This window comes from Limimaricola cinnabarinus LL-001 (assembly GCF_000466965.1).
Classification (GTDB): domain Bacteria; phylum Pseudomonadota; class Alphaproteobacteria; order Rhodobacterales; family Rhodobacteraceae; genus Limimaricola; species Limimaricola cinnabarinus.
On the sequence record NZ_BATB01000024.1, the window covers coordinates 1 to 19,542 of the forward strand.

Below are 19,542 nucleotides of genomic sequence, written 5' to 3' on the forward strand. Positions count from 1 at the left end.
GGGGACGAGAATCTTCATAGTTTGCTCCTGTCTCAGAAGAACGCCTGAAGGCCGGTCTGGGCACGGCCCAGGATCAGCGCATGAACGTCATGCGTGCCTTCATAGGTGTTCACGGTTTCCAGGTTGATCATGTGGCGCATCACCGGGAATTCGTCGGAAATGCCGTTGCCGCCATGCATGTCGCGGGCGTGGCGCGCGATTTCGAGCGCCTTGCCGCAATTGTTGCGCTTCATCAGCGAGACCAGCTCGGGCGAGGCGCGGCCCTCATCCATGAGGCGGCCCAGACGCAGGCTGCCCTGCAGGCCGAGCGCGATCTCGGTCTGCATGTCGGCGAGCTTCTTCTGGAACAACTGGGTCTGCGCCAGCGGCTTGTTGAACTGCTTGCGGTCGAGGCCGTATTGCCGCGCGGCGTGCCAGCAGGCCTCGGCCGCGCCCATCGCGCCCCACGAGATGCCGTAGCGCGCGCGGTTGAGACAGCCGAAGGGACCCTTGAGACCCTGCACGTTCGGCAGGAGCGCGTCCTCGCCGACCTCGACGCCGTCCATGACGATCTCACCGGTGGTCGAGGCGCGCAAGGACAGCTTGCCGCCGATCTTCGGGGCCGAAAGGCCCGTCATGCCCTTTTCGAGCACGAAGCCGCGGATCTTGCCCTCATGCGCCTCGGACTTGGCCCAGACCACGAAGACATCCGCAAACGGCGCGTTCGAGATCCACATCTTCGAGCCCGAGAGCCGGTAGCCGGTCTCGGTCTTCTTGGCGACGGTCTTCATGCCGGCGGGGTCGGAGCCCGCATCCGGCTCGGTCAGGCCGAAACAGCCGATCAGCTCGCCCGAGCACAGGCCGGGAAGATATTTCTTCTTCTGCTCTTCGGAGCCATAGGCGTGGATCGGGTAGATCACGAGGCTCGACTGCACCGACATCATCGAGCGGTAGCCGGAGTCCACACGCTCCACCTCGCGCGCGATCAGGCCATAGGTGACGTAGGACGCGCCGAGCCCGCCATACTCCTCCTCGACCGTCACGCCCAGGAGGCCCGCCTCGCCCATCTCGCGGAAGATCGACGGATCAGCGGTCTCCTCGCGGTAGGCCTGCGCCACGCGCGGCGCGAGCTTGTCCTCGGCGAAGGCGCGCGCCGCGTCGCGCAGCATCCGCTCGTCCTCGTCAAGCTGGGTTTCGATCAGGAACGGATCGGACCAGTCGAACTGGCCCAGCTCGGGGCCGTGTCCTTGGGTGTCCTTGGGCATGTCAGTTCTCCTCCGCGTCGAGTGCGGCCAGGCGGTCGGCGAATGTGCCCAGCAGCTTGTGTTTCAGGATCTTGCCGGTCGCCGCAGCGGGCAGCCGGTCCACGATCAAAATCTTCGATGGTCGCTTGTAGCTCGAAAGCCGCTCCGAGACATGGGCTTTCAATGTCGCGGGATCGGGGGCGGGATCGATGCACTGCACGAAAGCGAGCACCTCTTCGTTGCCGCCCCGCGCCCGGCCGATGACGGCGGCCTGCACCACGCATGGGTGGTCGTTCAGCGCCGCCTCGACCTCGGGCGGATAGACGTTGAAGCCCGAGCGGATGATCAACTCCTTGCAACGGCCCACCACGTGCAGGCGGCCTTCGGCGTCGATCTTCCCGAGGTCGCCGGTCCTGAGCCAGCCATCGGCGTCGATCACTTGCGCCGTGGCCTGCGCGTTGCGGTAGTAGCCCTTCATCACATGGGGCCCCCGCGTGTGGATCTCGCCCACGCCCTCGGCATCGCTCGCGGTGGGATCGATGCGGATCTCAAGGCCGGGCAGCGCCGGGCCGACCGAGATGTCGGGATCGCCGATGGCGTTGCGGGTGCCGCTGACGCCCGCGGTACTCTCGGTCATGCCATAGCCATTCTGCAGCGGCAGGCCATAGAACGCCTCGGCCTTGCGCTTCCAGGCCGGGTCGAGTGGTGCTGCCCCCGATGAGACATAGCGCAGCTTCGCGCCCTCCAGCCGCTCGAGGCCGAGGGACGCCGTGTGCTTCATCAGGAGCGCGTGCATCTGCGGCACCGCCGGCAGCACCGTCGCGCCGTCCTTCAAGGCGGCCAGAAGCCTGTCGGGGGCGAAACGGGTCTCGAGCTGCACGGCCGCGCCGCAGGAGGCCCCCGCCATCAGCATCGAGGCCAGCCCGAACACATGGGTGAGCGGCAGCGCGCCGTAGATCCGGTCTTCGGGCACCATAGCGCGCATCCGCGCGCTCGACGCCCCGGCGAAGAGCAGGTTGGCATGGGTCAGCATCACGCCCTTGGGGTCGCCCGTGGTGCCGGTGGTGTAGAGGATCACCGCGACCTGCCCCGGCCCGGCCTCGACCGGGTCCGACGCGCCGGCGGGGCCGGAGGCCACGGCGATATCGGCGGTCGCGGTGGCAACCTGCGCCGCGCCCGCCCCTTCGGCATGGGCGCGGGCTTCGGGGGAGACGTGGCAGGTGAAGAGGATCGCGCGCGGCTCGCAATGCGCGACGATGCGCGACAGCTCCGGCCCGGTCATCCGTGCGTTGACCGGCACCGCGATGGCGTCGAGCGCCGAGGCCGCGAAGATCGCAAGCGCCGTCGCGGCGCAATTCTCGGCCACGATCAGCACCCGGTCCCCGCCCACGACACCGCGATCGCGCAGCAGGCCGGCCATCTCCTCGATGGCGGCGAGATATTCCGCAAAGCTCAGCACCCGCCCGTCGCCATCGATCAGGCCGGGCGCCTGGCCGCGCTGCGCCGCCTGCCGCGCGATCAGCTCGTGAATGCGCCGCGTCGTCTCACCGCCGCCTTGCGTGTCGATTCCCTGCACGCTCGTCATACCGCCATCCCCTCCTTGATCCGCGCAGGCGCCGGGCGCAGTCGCGCCAGCGCCGCGAGCGCCTCCTCTTCCAGCCCGCCGACGATCCCGGCCAGCGGCGCGATATCGCCCGTGAGCCCGAGCGCCTGCCCCGCCGAGAGCATGCCGCGCGACACGTCGCCGGTCTCGTAGCGCGGCGTCCGATCTTGCCCGAGACATGCGGCAGCAGCGCCTCGATCCCGGTCTCGGGGTTCTCGGCCTCCATCCGCGCCACGGTCTGCGACGTCTCGTTCCTGAGCGTGCGGATCGTGTTGCGCAGGCTCGACATGCTGAGCATCGTGTCGGTTTCCTTAGCCCCCGCAAGCGCGCACTTGTAGTCGGGATGCGCCGTCACCTCCTCGGCCACGAGGAACCGCGTGCCGACCACGACGCCCGACGCGCCGCCCGCCAGCGCCGCGACGATCTGCCCGCCATGGCCGACGCCGCCGCCGATCAGGAACGGGATCTTCAACCGGCGTTCGGCCAGCGCGAGATTGACGAAGGAGCCGATCAGGTCGAGGCCCGGATGGCCGCCGCATTCCGCGCCGACGATCGACACCATGTCGACGCCGACCGACTGCGCCTTTTCGGCGAAGCGCACGCTTGGCACCTTGTGCAGCACGGTAATGCCCGCGTCCTTGAGCAGCGGCAGCCACGGCTCGGGGTTGCGCCCCGAGGTCTCGACGAAGCGCACGCCTTCCTCGGCGATGAGCCGGAAGATCTCCTCGGTGCGCTCGCCCGGCACCAGCTTGGGCAGCATCGACACGTTGACGCCGAACGCGCCGCCCTCGGACGACTCACGCGTTTTGCGGATCTCGGCGCGCAGGGCGTCGGGTTCGGGAAAGCTCGCCGCCGTGAGAAAACCGATGATCCCGGCGCGGGCGCAGGCCGAGACATAGGCCGCGTCCGAAAGCCACATCAACCCGCCCGCGACGATGGGCAGACGTGTGCCATAGGCGCGGGTAACGGCGGTATCGAAGGCCGGATCGGTCATGAAACGCTTCTCAGCTTCGCGAAATCAGGCGCGCGCTTTTCGAGAAAGGCATTGATCCCTTCGGCCGCCTCGGGAGAGCCCTGCGCACGCGCCATCGCGTCGCGCTCGGCGTCGAGTTGGGCCATGAGATCGCCCGTCGCGGCGCTGGCGATCAGCGCCTTGATGTCCCCTTGGGTCGCCGACGGTCCCTGAGCCAGCCGGTCGGCCAGCGCCATCGCGGCGTCGAAAGCGCCCCCCTCGGTGGCCAATTCCGACAGAGCGCCCAACGCGTGCAGCCGGTCCGCCGGGACCGGCTCGCCCAAGAGCAGCATCCGCGACGCCATGGCGCGCGGCAGCAGGACGGACAGGAAATGCGTGAGGCCCGCATCGGGCACCAGCCCCGCCTTGACGTAGGCGGCGGTGAAGCGGGCGGTGTCGGAGGCGACCGCGAAGTCGCAGGCCAGCGCCAGCGACAGGCCCGCCCCGGCGGCCCCGCCCTCGACGGCGGCGATCATCGGCTTGGGACAGCCGGTGATGGCGCGCACGAGGTCGTGCAGCCTGTCGACGTTGCCGCGCCGCTCGGCCTCGGTCTGGGCCGCGCGGGTGGCCAGAACCGACAGGTCGCCGCCGGCGCAGAAGAACCCGCCCTCGGAGGCGAGGATCACCGCGACGATGCGCGGGGTGGCGGCGGCCGTCGCGATCACCTCGTGCAGCGCCGCGTAGTAATCGGGGGTCAGCGCGCCGCGCCGGGCGGCGTTGAGGTTCCACACCACCAGCCGGTCGCCGAGATCGTCGATCCGCGCCATGCTCATGCCGTCTCCTCCCGTGGGGCCTGCGGCACCGGTTTGAACACGCCGGTCGCCGTGGCGATGAGCCGATCCTCGGGACCGCGCAGCTCGCCTTCGATGAAGACGAGCTTGCGCCCGCCGCCGGTGATCCGCCCCACCGCCACCAGCGTCTCACCCTCGCATGCGGGGGCGAGGTATTGGGTGTTGAGCGAGATCGTCAGGAACGGGTAGCGCCCCTGCGGGTCGCGGGTCAGGCTGCCGGTGGCCCCCATCGCGTTGTCGAGGATCGTCGCGACGATACCGCCATGCAACATGCCGTGCCGGTTGGTGTGCTCAGGCCCCACCGTCAGGTGGCAGCGCGCGCGCCCGTCGCTCCGCCCCACGTCGAGCATGTAGCCCAAGAGCCGCTGCGCCCCGGTCTCGCCCCTGATGATCCCCTCCCCGGTCATCTCAGGCGGCCCGGAGCCGGACGAAGCGCCCCAGATGGAAGGTGCTGTCGCCAAAGCGGTGGTCGAGCATCGACAGTCGCCGCGCGAAGCGGCCCAGCTCGTATTCCTCGGTCATGCCGATGCCGCCATGCATCTGGATCGCTTCCTCGGCCACGAGGCGGGCGACCTTGCCGACGAGGTGCTTGGTCGCCGAGACGTGGATCTCGCGCGTTTCGCGGTCTGCCTCCAGATGGCCGCAGAGGTTGATCACCGCCGAGCGCGCCTGCTCGATCTCGATCAGCATCTCGGCGGCGCGGTGCTGCAGCGCCTGAAACTTGCCGATCGGCTGGCCGAACTGCTTGCGTGTCTTGAGATAGTCGCCGGTCAGGCGGCGCGCGGTCTCCATCGCGCCCAGACCGTCGGCGCAAAGCGCCGCCGTGGCGCGAGCATGCGCGGTCTCCAGCGCCCCGATGGCCTGCCCCTCGGCGCCCAAGAGCGCGGTCTCGGGCAGCGTGACGCCTTCGAGCACCAGCTCGGCGGCGTGGCCGCCCTGGGCCAGCGGGTAGTCGCGGATCTCAACGCCGGCCGTGCCCTTGGGCAGCACGAAGAGGCTGATCCCATCGCGGTCGCGCGCGCCGCCCGAGCTGCGGGCCGAGATCACGACATGATCCGCCTGCGCGCCGTTCACCACGACCGCCTTGCGCCCCGTGAGGTCCAGCCGTCGCCGCCGCGTTCGGCGCGGGTCTCGACCCGCTCGATGTCATAGCGGCTGCCGGGCTCGCCATGCGCGAGGGCAAGCTGGACCGAGCCTTCGACCGCCTGCTCGACGAGGGCGGCCTGTGTCTCGTCGCCCAGTGCGGCGATCAGCCCGCCCGCCAGAAGCACCTCGAGCATCGGCTCGGACGTGCCGGCGCGGCCCAGCTCCTCGAACACGGTCATCAGGTCGAAGCCCGCGCCGCCGAAGCCGCCCTGCTCTTCGGTGAACAAAGCGCCCGCGACGCCCATCTCGGACAGCCCGGACCAGATCTCGGGCGAGAAGCCCTCGCCCTCCTCGGCGGCCTTGAGAGCGGCCGGTGTGACGGCATCGCCGAGATAACGGCGCAGCCCGTCCTGCAGCATCTGCCGCTCTTCGGTCAGTTGGAAGTTCATGGCCCGCTCCTCAGAGTTCCAGGATCGCCTTGGCGATGATCGTCTTCTGCACCTCGTTCGATCCGCCATAGATCGAGAGCTTGCGGTTGTTCAGGTATTGCGGCGTAGCGGCCATCGCATAGGCCGGACCCACCGGCCCCGCATTGGTGCCCGCCTCGAGCGCCTCTGAGACGAAGGGCATGGCATAGGGACCGACGGCGGCCTTGGTCAGCGCGTTGATCTCTTGCCGGATCACCGTGCCCTTGACCTTGAGCATCGAGCTTTCGGCACCGGGTGCCTGCCCCGCAACGGCGGCCGAGACCACCCGCAGGTTGGTCGTGGCCATCGCCATCAGCGCGATCTCGACCTCGGCGATCCTGGCGGCAAAGAGCGGGTCCTCGATCAACGGGCGGCCCTCGCTCTGTTCCAACTTCACGATCCGCTTGAGATTGGCGAGACCGGCATTGGCAAAGCCGACGCCGGCGATGTTGGTGCGCTCATGTGTCAGCAGGTACTTGGCATAGGTCCAGCCCTTGTTCTCCTCGCCCACGAGGTTCGTGACAGGCACACGAACGTTGTCGAAAAAGACCTCGTTCACCTCGGGCTCGCCGTCGATCAGGACGATCGGGCGCACGGTGATGCCCGGATCGTCCATGTCGATCAGCAGGAAGGAAATCCCTTCCTGCGGCTTGCCCTCCTTGGAGGTGCGCACGAGACAGAAGATCATGTTGGCGTACTGGCCCAGCGTGGTCCAGGTCTTCTGCCCGTTCACCACGTAATGGTCGCCGTCGCGCTCGGCCGTGGTCTTGACCGAAGCGAGGTCCGATCCGGCCCCCGGCTCGGAATAGCCCTGACACCACCAGTCGTCGCCGTTGAGGATGCGCGGCAGCCAGTAGTCCTGCTGCTCCTTGGAGCCGAACTTCTGCAGCACCGGCCCGAGCATGGCGAGGCCGAAGGGCACGATGCGCGGGGCGGCGGCGGAGGTGGTCTCCTCCTCGAAGATGTGCCGCTCGACCGCGTTCCAGCCCGCGCCGCCATGCTCTTCGGGCCAGTTGCCGGCGAGCCAGCCCTTTTCGTTAAGGATGGCGTGCCATTCTTCGTAATCGGCCTTTTCGAGCCGCTGGCCGAGACGCACTTTGTCAGACAAGCGCTGTGGCAGCTTCTCTGCGAGAAAGCCGCGCACTTCGGCGCGAAAGGCCTTCTGCTCGTCGGTGAAGTTCAGGTCCATCTCCGGGCCTCCTCAGTAGATTTCGAACAGGCCGGCAGCACCCTGCCCGCCGCCGATGCACATGGTCACGACGCCAAGCTTGGCACCCCGCCTACGGCCCTCGATCAACAGGTGCCCGGTCATCCGCGCGCCGGTCATGCCGAAGGGGTGACCGATCGAGATCGACCCGCCCGAGACGTTGAGCTTGTCGTTGTCGATGCCGAGCTTGTCGCGGCAGTAGAGCGCCTGGGAGGCGAAGGCTTCGTTCAGCTCCCACAGGTCGATGTCGTCGACGGAGAGACCCTGACGCTCCAGCAGGGGCGGCACGGCAAAGACCGGGCCGATGCCCATCTCGTCGGGCTCGCAGCCCGCGACGGCAAAGCCGCGGAAGGCGCCGAGGATGTCGAGGCCGAGGCGCTCGGCCTCCTTGCGGTCCATCATCACGAGGGCGGCGGCGCCGTCGGAGAGCTGGCTCGCGTTGCCGGCGGTGATGAAGTTGCCCTCGCCGCGCACCGGGCTGAGCTTGCGCAGCCCCTCGATCTCGGTCGAGGGGCGGTTGCACTCGTCCATCGAGATCGTCTCGGTGACGTGGGAGACCTCGCCGGTCTCCTTGTCCTTGACGGCCTTGGTCACTTCCATCGGCGCGATCTCGGCGTCATACGCCCGGCCTGCTGCGCCTCGGCGGTGCGCTGCTGGCTCGACAGCGCCAGCTCGTCCTGCGCCTCGCGGGAGATGCCGTAGCGCTTGGCCACCGTGTCGGCGGTCTCGATCATTGCCTGATAGAGCTCGGGCTTGTGCGCCTCGATCCATTCGTTGCGCGAGTGGCGCGCAGGCGGCTGGACCATCGAGATGCTTTCGACGCCGCCGACGAGAATGGCCTTGGCGCCCTCCTGGGCAATCATGTGGCCGCCCATGGCGATCGCCTGCAGCCCCGACGCGCAGAAGCGGTTCACCGTGGTCGCGGCGATCGAAACCGGCAGCCCGGCGCGGATCACCGCCTGCCGGGCAATGTTGCCGCCTGTCACGTATTCCGGATAGCCGCAGCCGAAGATCGCGTCCTCGATCAGCGCAGGGTCGATGCCCGCGCGCTCGACCGCGTGGCGGGCGGCGTGGCCGGCCATGTCGGCCCCGTGGGTGATGTTGAACGCGCCCCGTGCGGCCTTGCCGATGGGGGTGCGGGCGGTGGATACGATGACGGCGTCGGTCATGTCGTCTCTCCCTCTCAGCCGTTCAGGCTGGCGAATGTGGAATTGTCGGGGGCAAGGCGGTCGAGCAGCGGCGCGACCTTCCAGAAGTGATCGTCCTCGGCGGCGTATTGCTTGATCCGGTTGCGGATCGTGGCGAGGCCTTCCGTATCGGCGTAGTGCATCGGGCCGCCGCGATGGCGCGGGAAGCCGTAGCCGTAGAGCAACGTCACATCGACATCGAGCGGGCGTTGCGCGATGCCCTCCTCGACCACGCGGGCGCTCTCGTTGACCATGGCGGCCATGTAGCGCGCGACGATCTCCTCGTCAGTGAAGTCGCGCGGGCCGACGCCCTGCTTCTCGCGCTCGGCGGCGATGATCTCCTCGACCTCCGGGTCGGGGCGGCCGCGCGGGCTTTCCTCGTCATAGATATAATAGCCGCGTCCGGTCTTCTGGCCCAGACGCCCCATTTCATAAAGCGTGTCGGCCCAGCCGGGATAACGGTCCTTCTCATGCCGCTGCGGGGCTTTGCGCTGCCGCGTCATGTAGCCGATGTCGAGGCCGGCGAGATCGCCCACCTGATAGGGTCCCATCGGAAAGCCGAAGTCGCGCAGCGCCTTGTCGATCTGGTAGGGGCTGGCGCCGTCGAGGATCATGTGATCGGCGGCGGCCCGGTAGTGCGACAGGATGCGGTTGCCGATGAAGCCGTCGCATACGCCGGCGCGAACCGAGACCTTGCCCAGCTTCTTGCCGAGCGCGAAGGCGGTGGCGGTGACTTCGGGCGCGGTCTTGTCGGCGACGACGACCTCCAGCAGCTTCATCACATGGGCGGGCGAGAAGAAGTGCAGCCCGATCACGTCCTCGGGGCGGCTCGTCGCCTGCGCGATCTCGTCGATGTCGAGATAGGAGGTGTTGGTGGCGAGAACCGCGCCCGGCTTGGCGATCCGGTCAAGCTCGCGGAACACGTCCTTCTTGACGTCCATGCTCTCGAACACGGCCTCGATGATCACGTCGGCCTGCCCCAACGCGTCGTAGCCGGTGACGCAAGCGAGCGCATCCGACAGGATCGCGTCGCGCTTGGCCTCTTTCAGCTTTCCGCGCTTTACGGCCGCCGCGAGGTTCTTCTCGATGGTGGCGCGGGCGCGGGCGGCGGCCTCGTCGTCGCGCTCGACCAGCGTCACGCTCAGGCCGCGTAGCAAGGCCGCAGTGGCGATGCCCGCTCCCATGGTGCCGCCGCCGATCACGCCGATGGCCGAGACGTCTCGGGGGGCGACGCCCTCGATCTCGGGCAGCTTGGCCACCTTGCGTTCGATGAAGAAGGCGTGGATCAGCCCCGCACGCTGCGGCGTCTCCATCATCTTCATGAACTGGCGGCGCTCCTCGGCGAGGCCCTCGTCGAAGCCCATCGTCGTGGCGGCCTCGATCGCGTCGAGCGCGGCCAGCGGTGCCACCTCGCCGCGCAGCTTCTTTCTGAGCGCGGCGCGGCACGCGTCGAACATCTCCGCGTCATGTGCCGGGGCCGCGATCTCGCGCACAGGCGCGGGCCCGCGCCCTGTTGCAGCAGCTCCTCCGCATAGGCCAGACCGGAATCGAGCGCCTCGCCCTCGCCCAAGCGGTCCACGAGGCCCATCTCGACGGCCTTGGTCGCCGGAACCGGCGTGCCGGTGGTCGCCATCTCAATCGCGGCTTCGGCCCCAACGAGGCGCGGCGTACGCTGCGTGCCGCCGGCACCGGGGATCACGCCGAGCTTGGTCTCGGGCAAGCCCAGCTGCGCGCCCGGAACGGCGATGCAGTAATGCGCGCCAAGCGCGACCTCCAGACCGCCGCCCAAGGCCGCGCCGTGGATTGCGGCGACGACCGGCTTGGTGCAGGCCTCGATGCGGTTCACCACGTCGGGCAACGAGGGCTCCATCGGCGGCTTGCCGAACTCGGAGATGTCGGCGCCACCAATGAACAGCCGCCCCGCGCCGTGGATCACCGCGATCTCAGCGGCATCGGCCTCGAACCGCTCGATCGCTTCCACCAGCCCGGCCCGCACGTCGCGGCCCAGCGCGTTCACCGGCGCATGATCCACCGTGATGACCGCGATCCGGCCCCGGCTTTCGAAATGCACTGTTCCTGCCATGTGGTCCTCCCTCTCCGGCACCAATCTAACAATCGGCCCAATCTATTTCAACATGCAAATCCTAATTCCACTATGCGGAAATATGATTGCGGTTAGATATCGTGTCGCGACAGGAACGGTCCCTGCCCCATGATCCGCTCAAGCTCGCGCACCCCTTGCTGCAACCGTGGCCCGACCTCGGTCTGCATTCGCTCCATGCTCAGATCCTTGGGCATCGCGCCGCAGGTGAAGATGACCGGCTCGCTCAGGTCGCGCGACTGGAACGGCACCGAAACGGCGTGGATGTTGGCGGCGAAGTACGACGCCGGATCGGCGATCACGAAGCTTCGGTGACGAGCTGCGTATAAGCGATGCGCCGCGCCTCCCGCGCCGTCTCCTCGTCGAGGCCGCGATGCCCCTCGCATCGGCCACCGCTTCGGCAAAACCCTCCTCCGACAGCGCCGCCAGCATCGCGTGACCCGAACTCGACCCCTTGAAAGGGAGCCGATGCCCGACCTCGAGCCAGATCGAGGAGACCTCCTGCGGCCGCCATGTCTTGGTGATCAGCACCCGTCCCCGGTCGCGCACCGACAACAGCGCCAGCGTGCCGGTCTCGTCCGCCACACGCTGCATGATCGGCCCCGAAAGCTCCACAAAGGAGATCGACGCGCTCGCGACATTGCCGAGGGCCAGCAGTGCGGGCCCCGGGCGGTAGCGGTCGTGGCGGCGCGCATGGCTGAGATAGCCCAGGGATTGCAGCGTGAAGGTCAGCCGCGACACCGTGCTCTTCGGCAGGCCGGTCCGCTCCGAGATCTCGGCATTGCCCAGCCCGTCATCGGAGGGACGGAAGGCGCGCAGCACCGATAGCCCACGCGCCAGCGTGGTGGCGAAACGGCGGTCCTGGCTTTCGTCGGTGATCTTCATGTCAGCCTCACATCGAATAGGGGATCAGCAGCGACAGCGCCGGAACCGCCATGATGAGGATCAGCACCAGAACGTCCAGAGCGAGGAAACGCGCGATGCCCGCAAAGATGCGGTCGATCGGCACCTCGCGCCCCACCACACCCGCGATGACGAAGACGTTGAGGCCGACGGGGGGCGTGATGAGACCGATCTCCAGAAGCTTGATGACCACGACACCGAACCAGATCAGGTCGAAGCCATAGGTCTCGATCAGCGGGATCATCAGCGGCAGGGTCAGCACCATGATGCCGATCGGATCGAGAAACATGCCCAAGAGCAGATAGATCGCCGCGATCGCCAGCATCAGCACCACAGGCGACAGCTCGGCCGCGGTGACCGCCTCGACGATGTCGGGGGCGACGCCGGTGAGGGCGATGAAGGCCACGAAGATCTTGGCCCCGGCCGCAATCAGGAAGATGGACGTGGTCTGGATCGCGGTTTCACGCAGGCTCTCCCATATCGCGCGCAGCGTCAGCTTGCGCTGCACGAGGCCGATCAGAATGGCGGCCGAGACACAGACCGCCGCGGCTTCGGTCGCGGTGAAGATGCCGCCATAGATGCCGCCGACGATGATCACGAAAAGCAGCACCGCGGGCCAGCTTTCGAGCGCCGCGCGGCCCCGGTCGGCCATGGTGATGGTGCCGGTGAAGGCGGGCGCGGCCGAGGGGTCGCGCTTGACCCAGATGAAGATCACCAGAAGGAAGCCCAGGAGCGAGACGAGGCCCGGCAGGATGCCGCGAGGAACAGCTGGCTGATCGAGGTCTCGGTGAAGATGCCGTAGATGATGAAGAGCACCGAAGGCGGAATGAGCGAGCCCAATGTGCCGCCCGCCGCGACGCTCGCCGTGGCGAGACGCTTGTCATAGCCGACCGAGAGCATCTCGGGCGTGCAGATCCGGCCCATGGTCGACGCGCAGGCGATGGACGACCCGGTGATCGCCGAAAAGCCGCCGCAGCCCACGACCGAGGCCATTGCCACGCCGCCGGGCACCTTGGCGAGCCAGACCCGCGCCGCGTGGTAGATCTTGGTGGTGATGTCGGCGCGATAGGCGATGTGTCCCAGCGCCACGAAGAGCGGGATCATCGACAGATCATAGCTGTGGATGAGATCGAAGCTGTTGGAGAACACCAGCGACGAGGTTGGGCGGATCGCGCGTTCGGGCGCGAAGCTCCCGGTGCGGAAGGCGAAGATGACGAAGGTGCCTATGGTGGCGATGGCCGCCAGCGCGAAGGCGATCGGCACGCGCAGTGCCAGAAGGAAAAGAACGGAGCCGAAGGCCACGAGACCGATGAGAGTGCCGTCCATGGTCTCAGACCTCTTCGTGGGGGCTATGCGTGGGAAGACCGGTCAGCACCCGGCCGCCCGAACGGATGGTGCGGATATCGCCCACGACCTGAATCGCGAGGCGCAGCCAGCAAAAGGCCACGCCGAACAGGAAGATCACGCGGCCCGGCCACTTCGGCAAGGACAGCTGTCCGAAGAAGTAGCTGCCGGATTCCAGCGTGTGCACCGCCTCGTTCCAGCCCGCCCAGATCAGCGGCGCCAGAGCGAAGAGCCCGACCACCGAGCCCAGAACCACCAGCCAGTCCTGGGTCAGCGGCGACAGCCGTTCCGAGAGCACCTCGACCACGATGTTGGCGCGCGCGGCGGCTGTCGCGGCCAGTGGCAGCACGATGGCCGCGACCATGAGTTCGCGCACCATGTTGATCGTGTCGGGATCCCCGAGTTCAGCGTCGCGCGCAGCAGCACGCTGGTGGTGATCAGCAGCCCAAGACCAATCACCGCGATGGCGGCGAGGTTGAGCAGGAAACTCTCGATACGGCTCAGCATCGGCAATCCCTTCCGGCCGGGAGCCCGTGGCCCCCGCCGCTCTGGCGAATGTCAGTGTGAATGGGGCGGCGCGGGTGAGACGCGCCGCCCGGCGGTCTACCCGGTGCGGGTCAGCCGCGCTCCCAAGGATAGCCCTCGGCCTCGACCTCGGCCTGGTACTTGTCGATCAGGCCGCGATACTCCTCGAGCAGCGCCTGCCCGTCGAGACCGGCGGCATCGGCCTGCGCCGACCACTCCTCGAGATAGGTGTTGCCCTTCTCGACCAGCTTGGCGCGCTCCTCCTCGGGCAGCTCGATGATCTCGACGCCCGCTTCGCGCATCTTCTCGACGGCGGCGTCGTTGTCGGCGTTCACGAGGCGGCCGAACTCGTCGGACAGGCCCTCACCCGCTTCCATCAGCGCCTGCTGCTGGTCCTCGGGGAGCGAGTCGTAGGCATCCTTGTTCATGAAGATGCCCAGAGCGCCGACCTGACCCCAGTTGAGCATGGTGTAGCTGTCCATGACTTCTTGCTGGTTCAGCGCGCCAACCGCGTAGGAATAGCCCTGAGAGCAGTCGAGCAGGCCCGAATCGAGGCCCTGATAGGCGTCGTAGATCGACATGTTGACGAGGTTCGCGCCGAAATCGGCGAAGGTCTTGCCATAGGCGCCGACACCGCGAACCTTGAGCCCGTCGATATCCTCGACCGTGCGGATCGCCTTGCCCTTGCAGCCGATATGCACGGCCGAGGTGGTGTAGGTGCCCAGATAGACGAGGTTCTGGTCGGCGAGGTTCGCCTGAATCGCCTCGGAGCCGCGCATCAGCTCGTCGGTGGCCTTCATACCGACCCAAGGGTCGGGGTTCTGCACGGGCAGGTCGGCGATGCCGTAGGCCAGCATTTCCTGTGGGAAATAGACGCCGATGATGGTGCCGGCATCCGCCACGCCGTCGGCCACGGCCTGAGCCGCGGCATCGGCCTTGAACAGCGCACCGCCCCACTGGACGTCGAAGGTCAACTCGCCCTCGGTGCGGGTCTTCACGTCCTCGACGAACCAGTTGAGCGCCTCGGCGCGGGCGCCGCGGTTGGGACCGGCCTCGCCAAAGAACAGCGTGGTTTCGGCATGGGCGATGGAGCCGAGCGTGGCACCTGCGAGAATCGTCGTGGCGAGAGCCGCCTTCAGAAATCGCGTCATTTCAGTCTCCTCCTGAAGTTTCGCATAGTGGAATTATATTCTACTACATGAAACCTACGGGAGCGCCGACAGTCTGGCAACCCATCGCTTACGCCGCAACGCGGCATCGCCGGGCCTCAGTCGATGATAGTGCATAGATCGGCGCGCGGCGCGCCCTGCCCCGCCTGCAAAAACGCCAACGTGATCGGCAGCTTGAACCGGCGCGGCCCGGCGGAGCCGGGGTTGAGATAGAGCACATCCCGCGATGTTTCGATCAGCGGCCTGTGCGAATGTCCGCTGATCACCACGTCGATCCCGGGCGCGGCCGCATCGAAATCGAGCGTCTTGCGATCATGGCGCATGTGGATGCGCAGCCCGCCGAGATCGAGATCGACCGTTTCGGGGAACCGGGCGCACCACCCGGCCGTGTCGATATTGCCCCGGATGGCGGTGACCGGCGCGATGCGCTCGAGCGCGTCCACGATCTCCTCGCGGCCGATGTCGCCGCCATGCAGGATATGATCGACCGGCGCCGCGCCCGCTGTCCCGGCCAGCGCGGCGATCGCTTCGGGGCGCAACAGCCCGTGCGTGTCCGAGATGACCCCGATTCGCATCATGCGGCGGCGCGGCGCAGTTCGGGGGCCACCCTGGTGCCCAGAATCTCGATCGCCTTCATCAGCTGCGCGTGGTCATAGACCCCGATCGCCATCTGGATCAACATCCGATCAAAGCCGAAAAGCTCGTGTGTCGCGAGGATCTTGTCGACCATCTCGGCGGGGCTGCCGACGAATTGCGCGCCATTGGGTCCGCGCGCCGCGTCGAACTGGGCGCGGCTCGTGGGACCCCAACCGCGCTCGCCACCGATCCGGTTCATCACCTCGGCCTGCGCGGGATAGAAGATGTCGGCGGCCTGCTGGCTCGTCTCGGCCACGAAGCCATGCACATTGAGCGAGGTCTTGAGCGTCTTCGGATCATGCCCCATCTGCGTGGCGCTCTTGCGATAGAGCTTGAACAGCGGCGCGAAGCGCGCGGGCTCTCCGCCGATTATGGCGAGCGCCATGGGCAGCCCCAGCGCCCCCGCCCGCGCCACCGATTGCGGCGAACCGCCGACCGCGCGCCAGATCGGCAGTTTGTCCTGCACCGGGCGCGGATAGACGCCGCGACCGGGGATTTCGTGGGTGTGCTCGCTGCCGGGCCAGCGGATCACCTCCCCATCGTTGAGCGCCATGAGAAGCTGCAGCTTTTCCTCGAACAGATCCTCGTAATCATCGAGGTCGTGGCCGAAGAGCGGGAAGCTCTCGATGAAGGAACCGCGCCCGGCGATGATCTCGGCCCGCCCGTCGGTGAGGTTGTCGAGCGTCGCGAACTGCTGGAACACGCGGATCGGATCGTCGGAGCTCAGCACCGTCACAGCGCTCGACAGCCGGATGCGCGAGGTCCGGCCCGCCGCCGCCGCCAGCGCCACGGCGGGGGCCGAAACGGCATAGTCGGGGCGGTGATGCTCGCCCAGACCGAACACGTCGAGGCCCACCTCGTCGGCAAGCGCGATCTCTTCGACCAACTGGCGCAGCCTGAGCGCCGGATCGACCCGCGCGCCGCTGACCGGGTCGGTGCCCACATCGCCGAATGTATAAAGGCCCAGTTCCATCTCGCTCTCCGAAGGCTTTGTGTTCCATCCGGATCTAAGGCCACGCCCCGCCCCGTCCAACCGGCGCGATCGCGCAGTGTCTGTGCGCGGCTGGCAAGGCGGGTGGTCAGGCGGAGGAACCCTGTTGCACCACCGCGGCGTTTCGCGCACATCGGGTCGACATATCGGGATTTGGCGCGCTTGTTCACCTATGACACCTTTCTGCTGACCCTTTTCGGCGTCGGCCTCGCGCTGCTCGCCACGGTGATGCTGCTGCAGCAGCGGCGCACGCCGCAATCCGCTGCCGCGTGGATCCTTGCGATCATCCTGCTGCCTTGGGTCGCGATCCCGCTGTTCTTCGCCTTGGGCTTTCGCAAGCAGGGCGGCCGCCACCCGACGATCCGCTTTTCCACGCCGCCGGGCGATGCGCCCGCTGATCCCTCGCGCGGGCCGCCGGAGGCGTTTCGTGCCTACGGCGTGCCGGCGGCGACCACGGGCAACCGGATTGAGCTGCACCGCGACGCCAAGCACGCCCGCGAGGCGATGCGCGAAATGGTCAAGACCGCGCGGCATGAACTCGACATCACCTTCTATCTGATCCACGACGACGCGATCGGTCGTGATTTCGTCGATCTGCTGACCTCTCGCGTCGAGGACGGCGTGCAGGTGCGGCTGATCATCGACCGTCTCGGCGGGTTCTGGGGCCCGCACAAGGCGCTCGCACGCTTCGAGGCGGCGGGCGGCAGCCTGCGCTGGCACCAGCCCTTCCTCAACTGGCCGCTCAAGGGCCACATGAACCTGCGCAACCACCGCAAGATGATCATCGCCGACCGCGCCCGCGCCTGGACCGGCGGGCGCAATGTCGGCTGCGAATACATGGGCTTTCCAACCCATTCGCGCCACGAGAAGGGCAATCCCGAACTCTGGCGCGACCTGTCCTTCACCTTGAACGGCCCCTCGGTCGAGGTGCTGTGGGACCTGTTCCGCGCCGATTGGGGATCGGCCGAAGGCGAGGTCGACCCCCTGCCCGAGTTGCATGTCGAGGCGCGACCCGGCGAAGCCATGGTGCAGGTCGTCCCTTCCGGCCCGGACACGCATCTCGATCCGCTGCACGACGTGCTGGTGCAGATGATCCACGCGGCCACGCGCCGCGTCTGGATCGCCACGCCCTATTTCCTGCCGACCGAGCCGCTCAACGCGGCGCTGTGCACGGCGGCGCGGCGCGGGGTCGATGTGGCGGTGATGGTGCCCGCCCGCTCGAACCAGCGCATCGCCGATTTCGCGCGCGGGGCCTATCTGAGAACACTCGACGAGGCGGGCGCGCGGGTGCTGCAATTGCCGCGCCAGATGACCCATGCCAAGGCGGGCGTGATCGACGACGCCGCTTGGGCCGGATCGGCCAATTTCGACGTGCGCTCGATGCTCCTCAATTTCGAGGTGGCGGTCTTCGTTTACGACGCGCCGTCGGTGGCGCTCTTGGCCGACTGGTTCGCCGCAGAAACCGCGATCTGCCGCCAGGGCGTGCGCCGCCCCAAACTTGGTCGCAGGCTGGCCGAGGGGGTGTTCCGCCTTGGCGCCCCCATGCTCTGAAACGGCTTTCGTGAGGATCTCATGACCGACACCCATCTGCGTCCCGGTCGCCTCAGGCTGGTGAGCTACAACATCCGCAAGGCTCTCGGCACCGACCGGCGGCGCAACCCCGCGCGCATCTGCAACGTCATCGCCGCGATGGAGGCCGACATCGTGGTCCTGCAGGAGGCGGATCTGCGGCTCGGCGCGCGGCCCACGGCGATCCCGCTGACCGAGTTGTCTCAGCTCGGCGGGCTCAAGGCGGTCGATTTCGGACAATCGGCCCGGTCGCTCGGCTGGCACGGCAACGCGATGCTGGTGCGCGAGGGCATCGAGGTGGGCGCGCTGCACAAGATGGTGCTGCCGGGCTTCGAGCCGCGCGGCGCGATCTTCGCCGATCTGGAAACGCCCGCGGGACCGCTCCGGGTGGGGGGGCTGCATCTGGGCCTGCTGCGTGGGTCGCGCAGGTTGCAGCTGTCGCATATCGTCGACGAGCTGGACCGCATGGAGCCGCGCCCCACGGTGCTGGCGGGCGATCTCAACGAATGGTCGGAGCGGGTCGGCCTCGGGCGGCTGGCGCGGCGCTTCGATATCCACGCGCCGGGGCGCAGCTTTCATGCCCGCAGGCCGGTCGCCGCACTCGATCGGATCGCCATCGGGGCGGGGATCGTCATCGCCCAGAGCGGCGTCTGGCACGAACAACCCGCCCCCGCGGCCTCGGATCACCTGCCGATCTGGGCCGACCTGCGCCACGCCTGACGCGACGGATGCGTCAGACGATCACCTCATCGAGTGGACGCCGGGCGCGGGTTTCGGGCCGCTCTCCCACCGGACCGAGGCGGACCACCTGCATCAGCCGCCGTTCGGGATCGAGCCCGACGGTGGTGGAGATTTCGGCGCGCGCCGCCTGATCGACGGTCAGCACCCCCATCGGCCAGGCCGCGAGACCGAGCTTCGACGCCTCCAGCAGCAGCCGCAGATAAGGCCGTCCGGCGGCCACCGGGCTGTCGGCCACGGGGCGGTGGAACAGCGCGATCACGGCGGCCGAACGGATCTGCGCGGCCTCGGCGGCGAGACGATCGGTCAACCCCATCATGTCGGCGGCCCGCCACATCGGTCCCAGCACCGCGCGCGCCTCGGCGGCGGCACGCGGACTCAGGCGCATCGTCGCGCGGTCGAGGCCGTCGTATTTCTTGCGCGGATGCCGCGGCGACAGTCGCAGCCATGACAGCACCTCGCGCCGCGCCTCGGGGCGACGCAGATGCGCCATCATGATCCGGTCATGCATCTCGGCCAGCCAGCCGCGCCGCGCCGCGTCGGTGACGAGAACCGCGTCGCGGCGGGTCCAGCCATAAAGGTCGACCGGGCCGGGCTGATAAGGGCCACGGTGCGTGAAACGCTTGGGCAACTGTGCTGCCAGAGGGTCGGGGTCGGTCTGCGCCTCCAGCGTGATCCGCGCGGCAAGCCGCAGCCCCGGCAGGGTCGCGCGGTCGTCCTGCGCCCACAGATCGGTGAACCCCGCCCCCATCCGCCGCGCCGAAAGCGCGAGGACCGTGGCCTCGGCGGCGGCCCCGCAGGCCAGCCCCGCCGCGACGCCGTTCGGATCGCTCACCTTCAGCATCGCTGCCGGATCGCAGCCGATCAGGATCGTGTCGCCCTTGCGCCGCCAGCGGGCGGGCTGGGTGTTGAGCGCGGATGGCGCGGACTGCGCCTCACGCACGATCTCACGAAACTCGTCGTTGTGCATCTGTTGCTGCTCCTCGGGTC

General features: G+C 68.1%; 16 protein-coding genes and 3 pseudogenes. 2 read left to right on the forward strand and 17 right to left on the reverse strand.

Annotation, left to right across the window (positions count from 1 at the left end; all coding sequences use genetic code 11):
• Positions 1–32: 32 nt before the first annotated feature.
• From MBELCI_RS09750 to MBELCI_RS09820, 16 genes and pseudogenes are all read right to left on the reverse strand, one after another.
• Positions 33–1,244, reverse strand: coding sequence for an acyl-CoA dehydrogenase (locus tag MBELCI_RS09750; RefSeq protein WP_021694022.1), 1,212 nt, complete (start codon positions 1,242–1,244; stop codon positions 33–35).
• A 1-nt stretch (position 1,245) separates the two neighbouring features.
• Entirely contained in the window at positions 1,246–2,808 is a 1,563-nt protein-coding gene (locus tag MBELCI_RS09755) for a class I adenylate-forming enzyme family protein (RefSeq protein ID WP_021694023.1), read from the reverse strand.
• Complete coding sequence (locus tag MBELCI_RS09760) at positions 2,768–3,820, reverse strand: NAD(P)H-dependent flavin oxidoreductase (RefSeq protein ID WP_021694024.1); 1,053 nt, start codon at positions 3,818–3,820, stop codon at positions 2,768–2,770. The genes MBELCI_RS09755 and MBELCI_RS09760 overlap by 41 nt, the downstream gene beginning before the upstream one ends.
• Positions 3,817–4,611 (reverse strand): oxepin-CoA hydrolase, alternative type, encoded by a 795-nt coding sequence (locus tag MBELCI_RS09765; protein WP_021694025.1) that lies wholly within the window; start codon positions 4,609–4,611, stop codon positions 3,817–3,819. The genes MBELCI_RS09760 and MBELCI_RS09765 overlap by 4 nt, the downstream gene beginning before the upstream one ends.
• Entirely contained in the window at positions 4,608–5,036 is a 429-nt protein-coding gene (locus MBELCI_RS09770) for a PaaI family thioesterase (RefSeq protein WP_021694026.1), read from the reverse strand. The genes MBELCI_RS09765 and MBELCI_RS09770 overlap by 4 nt, the downstream gene beginning before the upstream one ends.
• A gap of 1 nt (position 5,037) precedes the next feature.
• Positions 5,038–6,164: pseudogene (locus MBELCI_RS09775) on the reverse strand (acyl-CoA dehydrogenase family protein).
• Positions 6,165–6,174: 10 nt separating this feature from the next.
• On the reverse strand, positions 6,175–7,371 hold the full coding sequence (locus MBELCI_RS09780) for an acyl-CoA dehydrogenase family protein (protein ID WP_021694028.1): 1,197 nt from the start codon (positions 7,369–7,371) through the stop codon (positions 6,175–6,177).
• Positions 7,372–7,383: 12 nt separating this feature from the next.
• Positions 7,384–8,558: pseudogene (locus tag MBELCI_RS09785) on the reverse strand (acetyl-CoA C-acyltransferase).
• 14 nt (positions 8,559–8,572) lie between these two features.
• Positions 8,573–9,940, reverse strand: a complete 1,368-nt coding sequence (locus tag MBELCI_RS09790) for a 3-hydroxyacyl-CoA dehydrogenase (RefSeq protein ID WP_369385427.1) — start codon at positions 9,938–9,940, stop codon at positions 8,573–8,575.
• Positions 9,895–10,659 (reverse strand): enoyl-CoA hydratase-related protein, encoded by a 765-nt coding sequence (locus MBELCI_RS22565; protein WP_369385426.1) that lies wholly within the window; start codon positions 10,657–10,659, stop codon positions 9,895–9,897. Before MBELCI_RS22565 ends, MBELCI_RS09790 begins: the two co-directional genes overlap by 46 nt.
• 138 nt (positions 10,660–10,797) lie before the next feature.
• Entirely contained in the window at positions 10,798–11,562 is a 765-nt protein-coding gene (locus MBELCI_RS09795; RefSeq protein WP_235047610.1) for an IclR family transcriptional regulator, read from the reverse strand.
• A gap of 7 nt (positions 11,563–11,569) precedes the next feature.
• Positions 11,570–12,906, reverse strand: a pseudogene (locus tag MBELCI_RS09800) (TRAP transporter large permease).
• 4 nt (positions 12,907–12,910) lie between these two features.
• Positions 12,911–13,303, reverse strand: coding sequence for a TRAP transporter small permease (locus MBELCI_RS09805; RefSeq protein WP_235047611.1), 393 nt, complete (start codon positions 13,301–13,303; stop codon positions 12,911–12,913).
• Between the two features lie 238 nt (positions 13,304–13,541).
• Positions 13,542–14,600 carry a C4-dicarboxylate TRAP transporter substrate-binding protein gene (locus MBELCI_RS09810; protein WP_021694034.1) on the reverse strand — a complete coding sequence of 353 codons (1,059 nt, stop codon included), beginning with the start codon at positions 14,598–14,600 and terminating at the stop codon, positions 13,542–13,544.
• A 116-nt stretch (positions 14,601–14,716) separates the two neighbouring features.
• A complete protein-coding gene (locus tag MBELCI_RS09815) occupies positions 14,717–15,196 on the reverse strand; it encodes a metallophosphoesterase family protein (RefSeq protein ID WP_021694035.1) in 480 nt (159 codons plus the stop codon).
• Positions 15,193–16,227, reverse strand: a complete 1,035-nt coding sequence (locus MBELCI_RS09820; protein ID WP_021694036.1) for an LLM class flavin-dependent oxidoreductase — start codon at positions 16,225–16,227, stop codon at positions 15,193–15,195. The genes MBELCI_RS09815 and MBELCI_RS09820 overlap by 4 nt, the downstream gene beginning before the upstream one ends.
• A 180-nt stretch (positions 16,228–16,407) precedes the next feature.
• Here MBELCI_RS09820 and MBELCI_RS09825 point away from each other — a divergent pair, with 180 nt between their 5' ends.
• Positions 16,408–17,796 (forward strand): phospholipase D-like domain-containing protein, encoded by a 1,389-nt coding sequence (locus MBELCI_RS09825; protein ID WP_021694037.1) that lies wholly within the window; start codon positions 16,408–16,410, stop codon positions 17,794–17,796.
• Between the two features lie 21 nt (positions 17,797–17,817).
• Positions 17,818–18,534 (forward strand): endonuclease/exonuclease/phosphatase family protein, encoded by a 717-nt coding sequence (locus MBELCI_RS09830; RefSeq protein ID WP_021694038.1) that lies wholly within the window; start codon positions 17,818–17,820, stop codon positions 18,532–18,534.
• Between the two features lie 13 nt (positions 18,535–18,547).
• On the opposite strand, the gene MBELCI_RS20400 is transcribed toward MBELCI_RS09830, so the two are convergent.
• Entirely contained in the window at positions 18,548–19,522 is a 975-nt protein-coding gene (locus MBELCI_RS20400; RefSeq protein ID WP_021694039.1) for a nitroreductase family protein, read from the reverse strand.
• Between the last annotated feature and the right edge of the window lie 20 nt (positions 19,523–19,542).

Excerpts from the sequence above, each read along its gene's own strand:
- MBELCI_RS09750 (WP_021694022.1), bottom strand. The coding sequence starts at position 1,244 with ATGCCCAAGGACACCCAAGGACACGGCCCCGAGCTGGGCCAGTTCGAC.
- MBELCI_RS09755 (WP_021694023.1), bottom strand. The coding sequence starts at position 2,808 with ATGACGAGCGTGCAGGGAATCGACACGCAAGGCGGCGGTGAGACGACG.
- MBELCI_RS09760 (WP_021694024.1), bottom strand. The coding sequence starts at position 3,820 with ATGACCGATCCGGCCTTCGATACCGCCGTTACCCGCGCCTATGGCACA.
- MBELCI_RS09765 (WP_021694025.1), bottom strand. The coding sequence starts at position 4,611 with ATGAGCATGGCGCGGATCGACGATCTCGGCGACCGGCTGGTGGTGTGG.
- MBELCI_RS09770 (WP_021694026.1), bottom strand. The coding sequence starts at position 5,036 with ATGACCGGGGAGGGGATCATCAGGGGCGAGACCGGGGCGCAGCGGCTC.
- MBELCI_RS09780 (WP_021694028.1), bottom strand. The coding sequence starts at position 7,371 with ATGGACCTGAACTTCACCGACGAGCAGAAGGCCTTTCGCGCCGAAGTG.
- MBELCI_RS09790 (WP_369385427.1), bottom strand. The coding sequence starts at position 9,940 with ATGGGCTTCGACGAGGGCCTCGCCGAGGAGCGCCGCCAGTTCATGAAG.
- MBELCI_RS22565 (WP_369385426.1), bottom strand. The coding sequence starts at position 10,659 with ATGGCAGGAACAGTGCATTTCGAAAGCCGGGGCCGGATCGCGGTCATC.
- MBELCI_RS09795 (WP_235047610.1), bottom strand. The coding sequence starts at position 11,562 with ATGAAGATCACCGACGAAAGCCAGGACCGCCGTTTCGCCACCACGCTG.
- MBELCI_RS09805 (WP_235047611.1), bottom strand. The coding sequence starts at position 13,303 with ATGGTGCGCGAACTCATGGTCGCGGCCATCGTGCTGCCACTGGCCGCG.
- MBELCI_RS09810 (WP_021694034.1), bottom strand. The coding sequence starts at position 14,600 with ATGACGCGATTTCTGAAGGCGGCTCTCGCCACGACGATTCTCGCAGGT.
- MBELCI_RS09815 (WP_021694035.1), bottom strand. The coding sequence starts at position 15,196 with ATGATGCGAATCGGGGTCATCTCGGACACGCACGGGCTGTTGCGCCCC.
- MBELCI_RS09820 (WP_021694036.1), bottom strand. The coding sequence starts at position 16,227 with ATGGAACTGGGCCTTTATACATTCGGCGATGTGGGCACCGACCCGGTC.
- MBELCI_RS09830 (WP_021694038.1), top strand. The coding sequence starts at position 17,818 with ATGACCGACACCCATCTGCGTCCCGGTCGCCTCAGGCTGGTGAGCTAC.
- MBELCI_RS20400 (WP_021694039.1), bottom strand. The coding sequence starts at position 19,522 with ATGCACAACGACGAGTTTCGTGAGATCGTGCGTGAGGCGCAGTCCGCG.